Origin of the sequence: Cohnella lubricantis, assembly GCF_014212015.1 — a bacterium.
Classification (GTDB): domain Bacteria; phylum Bacillota; class Bacilli; order Paenibacillales; family Paenibacillaceae; genus Cohnella; species Cohnella lubricantis.
Genome location: NZ_JACJVN010000075.1, coordinates 1 through 8,733 on the forward strand (window position 1 = coordinate 1; position 8,733 = coordinate 8,733).

9 protein-coding genes are annotated in these 8,733 nt (G+C 59.7%); 2 read left to right on the top strand and 7 right to left on the bottom strand.

Going from position 1 to position 8,733, the window contains the following annotated elements:
- Positions 1-165: 165 nt before the first annotated feature.
- From H4Q31_RS18000 to H4Q31_RS18025, 6 genes are all read right to left on the bottom strand, one after another.
- The gene (locus H4Q31_RS18000) at positions 166-1,089 is read right to left on the bottom strand and encodes a prenyltransferase (protein WP_185180455.1); all 924 of its coding nucleotides are present in this window, start codon (positions 1,087-1,089) and stop codon (positions 166-168) included.
- Positions 1,090-1,124: 35 nt separating this feature from the next.
- Positions 1,125-1,916, bottom strand: a complete 792-nt coding sequence (locus tag H4Q31_RS18005; RefSeq protein ID WP_185180456.1) for an energy-coupling factor transporter transmembrane component T family protein — start codon at positions 1,914-1,916, stop codon at positions 1,125-1,127.
- A gap of 145 nt (positions 1,917-2,061) precedes the next feature.
- Positions 2,062-3,132, bottom strand: a complete 1,071-nt coding sequence (locus tag H4Q31_RS18010) for an ATP-binding cassette domain-containing protein (RefSeq protein WP_185180457.1) — start codon at positions 3,130-3,132, stop codon at positions 2,062-2,064.
- Positions 3,069-3,956: an ATP-binding cassette domain-containing protein gene (locus H4Q31_RS18015; RefSeq protein WP_185180458.1), complete on the bottom strand. Its 888-nt coding sequence runs from the start codon at positions 3,954-3,956 to the stop codon at positions 3,069-3,071. The genes H4Q31_RS18010 and H4Q31_RS18015 overlap by 64 nt, the downstream gene beginning before the upstream one ends.
- A gap of 14 nt (positions 3,957-3,970) precedes the next feature.
- Positions 3,971-4,519: a Gx transporter family protein gene (locus H4Q31_RS18020; RefSeq protein WP_185180459.1), complete on the bottom strand. Its 549-nt coding sequence runs from the start codon at positions 4,517-4,519 to the stop codon at positions 3,971-3,973.
- Entirely contained in the window at positions 4,503-4,892 is a 390-nt protein-coding gene (locus H4Q31_RS18025) for a NusG domain II-containing protein (RefSeq protein WP_185180460.1), read from the bottom strand. The genes H4Q31_RS18020 and H4Q31_RS18025 overlap by 17 nt, the downstream gene beginning before the upstream one ends.
- A 144-nt stretch (positions 4,893-5,036) precedes the next feature.
- On the opposite strand from H4Q31_RS18025, the gene H4Q31_RS18030 reads away from it, so the two are divergent.
- Positions 5,037-6,098 (top strand): FAD:protein FMN transferase, encoded by a 1,062-nt coding sequence (locus H4Q31_RS18030; RefSeq protein ID WP_185180461.1) that lies wholly within the window; start codon positions 5,037-5,039, stop codon positions 6,096-6,098.
- Between the two features lie 138 nt (positions 6,099-6,236).
- Complete coding sequence (locus H4Q31_RS18035; RefSeq protein WP_185180462.1) at positions 6,237-7,370, top strand: serine hydrolase domain-containing protein; 1,134 nt, start codon at positions 6,237-6,239, stop codon at positions 7,368-7,370.
- A 105-nt stretch (positions 7,371-7,475) separates the two neighbouring features.
- Here H4Q31_RS18035 and H4Q31_RS18040 read toward each other — a convergent pair whose 3' ends face one another.
- On the bottom strand, positions 7,476-8,516 hold the full coding sequence (locus H4Q31_RS18040; RefSeq protein WP_185180463.1) for an ATP-binding protein: 1,041 nt from the start codon (positions 8,514-8,516) through the stop codon (positions 7,476-7,478).
- Positions 8,517-8,733 lie beyond the last annotated feature (217 nt).

Here is an 8,733-nt window from a genome sequence, read left to right on the forward strand (position 1 = left end):
TCATTACAGGAATAGCTCCTTAGAAAAATAAGCAAGCCGCCCGCGCCGGAGATTCCCGGTACGAGCGGCCTGTGCTTCAGGACCGATATTCTAATTTGATATGAGAATAGCATTCCCGGGTTCCGCTGTCCAGCCGCGGCTGCCGCCGCCAACCCGCAGCGAACGTCAGCCCCCGAGCAGCGAGGCGGCGATCATCGCTGCGCCGACCAGCTGCAGAATAAGTACGGTCGCCGCATTCGCCTTGAGGAATGCCGGCAGATCGTCTAGATTCGCAGCTGCCGTCCGCACAGCGCGCACCGCAAGCGGTATCGTCAGCATACCGAGGAGCCAATAAGGGTTCATCGTCAGCCCGAACAGCAGCAGGAGTGACAGGTAAGCACACGCGAACAACACGGCGTATACTTTAATGCCTGTACGCCGGCCGATGCGGACAAGCCAATTCCGCTTCCCTCCCCGAATGTCCGCTTCGAAGTCGGGGTATTGGTTGATCCATAGAATGTTCACGATGATGAAGGAGATCGGCAGCCCGATGGCGGCGATGGTCCAGCTGAGCTCGCCCGTCAGCATCACGTACATGCCCGACACGAGCAGCGGTCCGAAAGTGATGCCAACCGCCGCCTCCCCCAGCCCGTTGTAATTCAACTTGAATGGCGGAAGGCTGTAGAACACGGCCAGCACGCCGCCGGCCATGCCGATGCCGAACACAGCCGGCTCCCGGAGGATGGCGATGGAGAGCCCGATGAAGAAAGCCGCTACAAGCGTCAGCACCGCTATCAAGAACGTCTCGCCTAGCAGAAGCCGTCCGTCTATGATCGTTTTCTTGCCTCCGCTGAAGGGATTGCGCTGGTCAGCCGTCACATACCGGTCTACGCCGCTGACGTAATCGACGAATTCGTTGACCGCATTCTTGCCGATCTCGATGAGGTAGATGCCAACCAGCGCAAGCGCGAACCAGCCGCCGTGAATCCTCCTCTCTTCCGCGAAAGCCAATGCAGCGCCGACCAACATCGGTACGGTCGAGGCCACCCATATTTTCGGATCTGCCAATTGCCAGAATCCTGCCCACACCCTTCTGGAACGACTCCCCATGGCCGCCTCCCCCTCTTCTCTTCGCCTTCAAAAAGTCACAGCCACCATACCGCAGCCAGCAGCGGAAAGAACGATACAATGAACCACGTATCCTTGCCTTGCCACGTTAGCCTCCGATAAGCGGAACGCGGAGCCCCGAGACGATAGCCTCTAGCCTCCATCGATTCCGACAGGTCGAGCGCTCGGCGGAACGCCCCTGCCGTCACCGGCACCAAGAGGGACAGGATCAGCCTGGCCTGCTGGCGCATCGGCCGTCCCCTCAGCTCCAATCCACGCGAGACCTGCGCGTTCCAGATCCGCTCCGCTTCCTCGAAGATAGTCGGAATGAACCGCATCGACACGCTGACCATCAGCGCCATCCGATCCGGCGACCCGCCGACATAACGGAGTGGCTTGAGCAGCAAGCCAAGCGCCTGGGTCAGCCTCTCCGGCCGCGTCGTGAATGAGGCAAGCGCGGCGAACGCCACGAACAGCACCATGCGCGAAGCCGCAACCAGCCCTCTCTGCAAGCCGCCCGCATATAGCTTGAACAGGCCTAGGTCGACGATCGGAGAGCCTCCTGCGGTGAAGAGCAAGTGGAAGACGAATATAAACAAAATAATGAGCAGCAGCGGTTTGATCGCCCTTGCGAACATGGATAGGGGAATTGCCGCAGCCTTCATATAGATGAGCGAGAACAAGAGCAATACAGCGATTCCCGCATACGAGTCCGTCATGAACACGGCCGCCATGAACAGCAGCACCGCTGTCGTCTTGGCGCGCGGATCGAGACTGTGCACCCAGGAGCCCGTCTCGATATACCTTCCAACTACGATTCTCGCACGCATCCGCACCCTCCTCTCGTTCAACCGGATTTGTTCGCAGCTCAACGCTTACTAGGTACTAGGAATCAACTGATAACTAGCGATCAACTGCTAGCTTTCTGCTAGCTTGCCATCAGCTGTTAACTTGCAATCAGCTGTTAACTTGCAATCAGCTGTTAACTAACGTTCGGCTCGTTCGGCAGACTTCTCCCTCGGCGCTAACCGTCGCTGAGTCCGCTCCTTCTCTGCCAGCGGCCAGAAGCTGCATGATCCAAGCGGCAGCGCTGTCCGGGTCGAGATAGGAAGCCGGGGGCACAATTCCCGCCCCCGCCCGCTCGGCCGCACCAGCTAGCAGCCGCGCGGATGCCGGCGCGAGCACGCCGGCCTTCGCCATGATCTCCGGGCGCCGCAGCAGCGTTGCGGCATCCCCTTGATATTCGTTCCGGCCCCTATCGATCACGACATACTCGTCGGCATAGGGCAGCACCTCTTCCAGACGGTGGGTCACGATGACGATCGTCTTGCCTCGGCGGTCGCACCAGTCGCGCAGCAGCTGCATCAATTCCTCCCGGCTCGCCTGGTCCAGCGACGAGGCCGGCTCATCCAGCGCCAGCACGTCGGGTTCTGCGGCTAGCACCGCCGCGATCGCCGCCTTCCGCATCTGGCCGCCGCTCAGATCGAACGGGCCTTGCTCCAGCAATTCCTCGTCCAGCCCCAATTCCTGCGCAGCCTTGTCCGCGGCTGCGGCCGCTTCGGCTTCGCCGAGGCCAAAGTTCAGCGGCCCGAACATCAAATCCCGCCGAACCGTCTCTTCGAATAGCTGCTGCTCCGGGAACTGGAACACGAGCCCCACTCGCTTGCGCAATCCTGCGGGCACAGCGGGATCCTTCGCCCGCTTCCGGCGCCCGAACAACCGCCTCTTGCCGGCACTGGCACCGGCGCGCGCGCCACCGCCTGCCCCGCCGCCGGCTTCGCTGCCAGGGCTGCCGCCGGCTCCCTTCCCGGAGCCCGCAAGCGACTGCGATTGCAGCCGGAACTCGAACACATCGACCGTTCCTTCATCCGGCAGCAGCAGACCGTTCAGATGCTGCAGCATCGTCGATTTGCCCGAGCCCGGAGCGCCCAGAACCGCAATGAACCGGCCCGGCCGCAGCTCCAAATCCAGCGCGTCCAACGCTATAGAACGCCGAAGATCCGCTCCTTCCCGGCGACTGGTGACATGATCGAACCGGATGGCCATAGCGCGTCAATCAGCTCCTTCTCGGTTAAATAATCGTCCACATCAACGCCTTGGCGCCGAAGCGCCCGGCATACCTGCAGTACGTAGGGCGCTTGCAGCCGGCAGGCTTCCAATAACCGCTCGGACTTCAGCAGCTCCGACGGCAGGCCGTCAGCCGCGACCGTCCCGTTCGCCAGAAGGATGGCACGATCCGCTGCCAACAGCTCCTCGGAGTCGTGGGTCACGGAGATCATCGTGTACCCTCCCGCTTCCCGCAGCTGCCGCATGATCGCCAGCAGCTCCCGCTTCGCGCTCTCGTCGAGCATCGACCCCGCTTCGTCGAACAGGACAATGTCCGGCTCCAGCGCGAGAACGGCGGCGATCGCCGCGCGTTGCTTCTGTCCGCCTGACAGATAGGCCGGGTGTCGGTCCAGCAAGTCCGCGATCTCCAACAGCTCGGCATAACGGAGCAGCCTCCGCTCGATCTCCTCCGGCTTCAGACAGCGGTTCTCAAGGCCGAACGCGATATCGTCGGCTACGGTCTGCCCGACGAATTGGTTGTCAGGGTTCGCGAACACGATGCCGATCCGCCGGCGAATCTCGCTGAGCGATGCAGGACCGATCCGCGTTCCCGCCGCCTCAATGCCGCCTTCGCTCGCAGGCAGAAGTCCGGCGATCAGGCGCAGCAGCGTAGACTTGCCGGAGCCGTTCCGCCCGGCGATCGCAACCCACTGGCCGGCTGGCACCGTGAAGGACACGCCGGACAGCACCGGAGCCGCCCCCGCATCCCGCCGATAGCCAACGTTCTCGAGCCGCAAGGCCGGCGGCAGCTTGCGCTTGTCCATAGTTGCCCCTCCCTTCAAGGCCGTGCCCATTCACGCCGGCGGAACCATTCAATTCGCTGCAGCGCGGCGATCAGCTGCTTGGCGGACATGCCGACGAAGATGCCCGTCGCCGCCCCCGCCGCAAGCAGGAACGGCAAGTAATAGAAGATCCGGGTCGTCCCGAGCACCATCGAAGCCGCGAACAGTTGGCCGACGTTATGGGCCACTCCGCCCATCACGCTAATGCCGAGCAAGCTGAAGCTGCCCCGCCCCAAGCGGAGCATCGCGTACATGACAACGAAGCTGCCGAGCGCCCCCATTAAGCTGAACAGGAACGTTGAGAAGCTGCCCAGCAGAAAAGCCGTAATGACCGTCTTCAGCAGGATCAGCCCGAGCGAATCGCGGGCGTTGAAGTAGTAGAGACAAGTCAGCACCATCATGTTACCAAGTCCCAGCTTCGCTCCCGGAACCGCAACGGCGAACGGAATCATCGATTCCGCGATGCCCAGCACGACCGCGATCGAGGCGAAGATGGAGAGCACGATCGTCTTCCTCAGCAAGACGTCATCAGCTGACCACGGCATCGAACCCGTCCCCCGTCACATCGCCCTGGCCGCCGACGATCTCGACGAATACCCGGTTCGGAAGGCAGACGATTCTCTCCCCGATATGCGTCACATGCCCCATCGCGATGCACAATTTGTCCGGGCAGTCCGCGTCGAACATGTCAATGCCGCCCTTCGATATTCGAAGCGCATTGTGCCCATGCTTCGAGCGAATGTCGATTACCTGATCGGCCCCGTCCAGAGCAACGGTTCGGTAATGTTCCCCGTCCACCGTAATTTCCGCGTATTTCTCGGCCGCCGCCGCCTCATGCTCCCCGGACATCCGAGGGATGGCGATAGCAGCCGCGACAGCCAGCAGCACGCCGGCAATCCAAATATCCCCTCTTCTCATGGCGAGCCTCCTTCCTAGCTTGAAGCCTTATTCTCATTATGGGAGAACGCTCCGGAGGCTACAGTGATAAACCTCACTTTCCGGCTCTGCGCCGTCTGGTAAGCTGAGATCATCATCCGGTCAAGAAGGAAGGAGTGTCCTCTTATGCTAAGCAGAAGCCGCTGGCTGCCTCTAGCCGTTGCTGTGCTGATCGTTCTAGCACTTGCGGGCTGCGGACAGCAGACGCAAGCTACACCCCCCGTGGACGAACCTATGTCCGACACCTACTACATTTTCGACACTATCGTGACTGTGAAGGTTTATGATTCCGGCATGACCAAGCAGAACTTCAATGAGATTGAACAACTGCTTCAGAAGATTGACAAGGAGATGAACCGCCAGCGTCCGGACAGCGAGATCAGCCAAGTGAACAAGAACGCCGGCCAAGGCGGCGCCATCGTATCTGAAGAGACGTTCGGAGTTGTGAAGACCGCGCTTGATTATGCGGCCAGAACCGGCGGCAGATTCGATCCGACCGTCGGACCGCTCGTCGACCTGTGGGGCATCGGCCACGAAGGCGCGGCCGTTCCCGGCCAAGCTTCGCTGAGCGCAGCCTTGAAGCTCGTCGGCTATCAAGATGCGTCGCTGGATGAGAGCAGCCTTCGGGTGACGCTGGCGCGGCCGGGGATGTCCATCGACTTGGGCGCTATTGCCAAAGGGTATGCGGCAGACGTCATTGCCAAGTATCTGGAGAGCCGCGGGTTCCACCAAGCGATTATCGACCTTGGCGGCAACGTGCTGGCGCTTGGCTCGAGACCGGACGGCAGCGACTGGCGGATCGGCATCCAAGATCCCGGCGAGGAGAGGGGCAATCCGCTCGGCGTGCTGGAGCTCTCGGACAAGACGGTCGTCACCTCCGGCATCTATGAGCGGTTCTTCATTCAAGACAACATCGTCTACCACCATATACTCGATACCCGAACCGGCTGCCCTGTCGAGAACAATCTATTGAGCGTGACGATCATTACCGATCAATCGGAGCGCGCGGACGCCATGTCCACCTCCGTCTTCGCGCTCGGCCTTGAAGAGGGGATGAAGTTCGTGGAAGCGAACGACAACATGGAAGCGATCTTCGTGACGAAGAATAAGAAGATTTACTTGAGTGCGGGCTTGAAGGGGAAGTTTGAGTTGACCCGCGAGGATTATCGGCTGGCGGAATGGGAGTAAGAGGAGCGGAAAGGAAGAGCAGTCTGTTCCTATCCTATTGCCATGCACGGGAAGTTGCCTAATAATGGAGGAGGAGCCGGCCCCGTCGCGCGTCGATAGGCGGCATCTGACTACCTTCATGCCAAAGGATGTGGAACTATGGACTTCAAACCGCTATCCCAATTCATCGACCGCATCACCTCTTGGCGCATACCATGGGCCGAGGTGCTCGTCATGCACCGCAATGAGACGGTATTCCGTTACCGCAGCGGCTTCGCCGACTTGGAAGAGAAGACTCCGATCGGCGAATCGCACCTCTTCCACCTCTACTCGATGACGAAGATCCTAACATGCGCGGCTGCCCTTCAATTGGTCGAAAAGGGTACTTTGCTCCTCAGCGATCCGCTGGCGGACTACTTGCCGGAATACGCCGAGATGACCGTGCGGAAGACGCTGCCGAACGGCGGAACCGAACTCGTCCGGGCAGAGCGTCCGATCACGATTCGCGATCTGTTCGCCATGACCGCCGGCTTCTCCTACGACATCGGAGCGCCTTCCATTCGGGAAGCCGCGGAACGCACGAACGGCCGAGTGCCGACCCGAGAATTCGCGGCGGCGCTCGCGAAGGTGCCGCTGCTGTTCGAACCGGGAACGCAGTGGAACTACAGCCTATGCCACGATGTCCTCGCCGCTCTGATCGAGGTGGTGGACGGTAGAAGATTCGGCGAGTATGTGCGGGAGGAGATTACGGGACCGCTCGGCATGCGCGATACGGTCTTCGACCTGTCCGAGGACCAGCAAGGCCGTCTGGCCCCGCAGTACGAATATAATGACGAACTGGGCAAGGCCGTACGCGCGGACGGGAACGGCTTCCGGCTCGGGACGGAATTCGAGAGCGGCGGCGCGGGACTGTTCTCGACCGTGAGCGACTACGCGCGCTTCTTGAACGCGCTGACCAATCGGGGAACCAGCGCGGACGGCGTGCGCATCCTGTCACCGGCGTCGGTGGAGCTGATGCGGACCGATCATCTGACGGAGAGCATGCGCGGCGACTTCAACTGGGGGCATATGGCGGGCTATGGCTACGGACTGGGCGTCCGCACCCACATCTCGCGCGCCAGCAGCGGGTCGCTGAGCCCGATCGGCGAATTCGGCTGGGCCGGCGCGGCCGGATGCCTCGCGATTATCGATCCGGAGTCCCAACTGACGGTCATGTACGCCCAGCATCTGCTGAACAGCCAGGAGCCCTATGTGCATCCGCGAGTGCGAAATGCGGTATATGCTTGCCTGTGACGGGATTAAGCTGCAACACCCGGAAGAGACCTGCCGATCGAACGGCAGGTCTTCTCGTATTATTGACCTATTGTATTCGCTTTGGCTTGCCGACAGCTCGCAGGATCAATCCGTCGTTGGAAAGGCGATCTCCACCGCCGTACCCTTGCCCAATTGGCTTCGGAACGTGAGCCTTCCATTATGCGCTTCGACGATTCGATGGCAGACAGCCAGCCCGAGACCCGTTCCATTCTCCTTGAGCGAATAGAACGGCTCTCCGAGTCTAGCCATCCCCTCCTCGGGAATGCCCTTCCCATGATCCGTCACCTGAAGCACGATCGTCTCATCTTCTTCCCGATAAGCCTCGATCCGTACCTCTCCGCCGTCAGGCATCGCCTCCATCGCATTCTTCAGCAGATTCATCAGCAGCTGCTTGATCTGATTCGGCTCGCACCAGAAGAAGCCAAGACGATTCTGCAATTGTATCGTGATCTCCGCGTTGTGCAGAAGCGCTTGCGGCTGCATGAAGGATACGATCTCTTCGATGACGGTTGGGAGATTCACCTTCACGAAGCGGATGCTATGGGGCTTGGCCATGCTCATGAACTCGTTGACGATATTGTTAATACGCTCGAGTTCGCTCAGCATGATGTCGATATAATGGGTGTTCTGCTCCTTCAATAGCTGCATGAAGCCCTTCAGGCTCGTTAGCGGATTGCGGATCTCATGGGCTATGCCTGCCGCGAGCTCGCCTACAACCGATAGCTTCTCCGACTTGCGAAGGGCCTCCTCCGCTCTCCTCTTCTCCGTGACGTCCCGTCCGATCCCGAGACAAGCGACAACAGCGCCTTCTTCATTCTTCAGCGGATATAACGACACGTTGGCCCAGAAGGAGCTGCCGTCCTTGCGCAGCAATAGAATGTCTAGACCTGCGATCTCCGATCCCTGAGAGATATGATCGAACAGCTGATAGACCGCCGGTTTGGTCTCATCCGGGACCATCGGCAGCACGGTGCCGACAATCTCTTCCAGTCTCCATTGATGCAGCTCTTCGAACGTCTTGTTCACTTCAAGCATCCGGCCATCTAGTCGGATAACGGCAACACAGTCAGAGGTTTGGTTAAATAACGCGTTATAGAGCTGCAACGCATTATATAACTGCGGCATGTTCTTATGATTCGATAAGAATCGGTCCGTAATGGGAATCACCCGGGGGAAAAGAGTATTTGTCTAATTATTCACTATAATTAGACAAAATCCTGCTTTTCATCAGCAGGCAATCCTCCCTCGACTAATGCACAAGAGGACAACCAGGCTCGTGATATGCTCCCCATACGGTAGACAGGTGAAATAATAAAACCTGTTACTGTAAGGGGAGCATTTT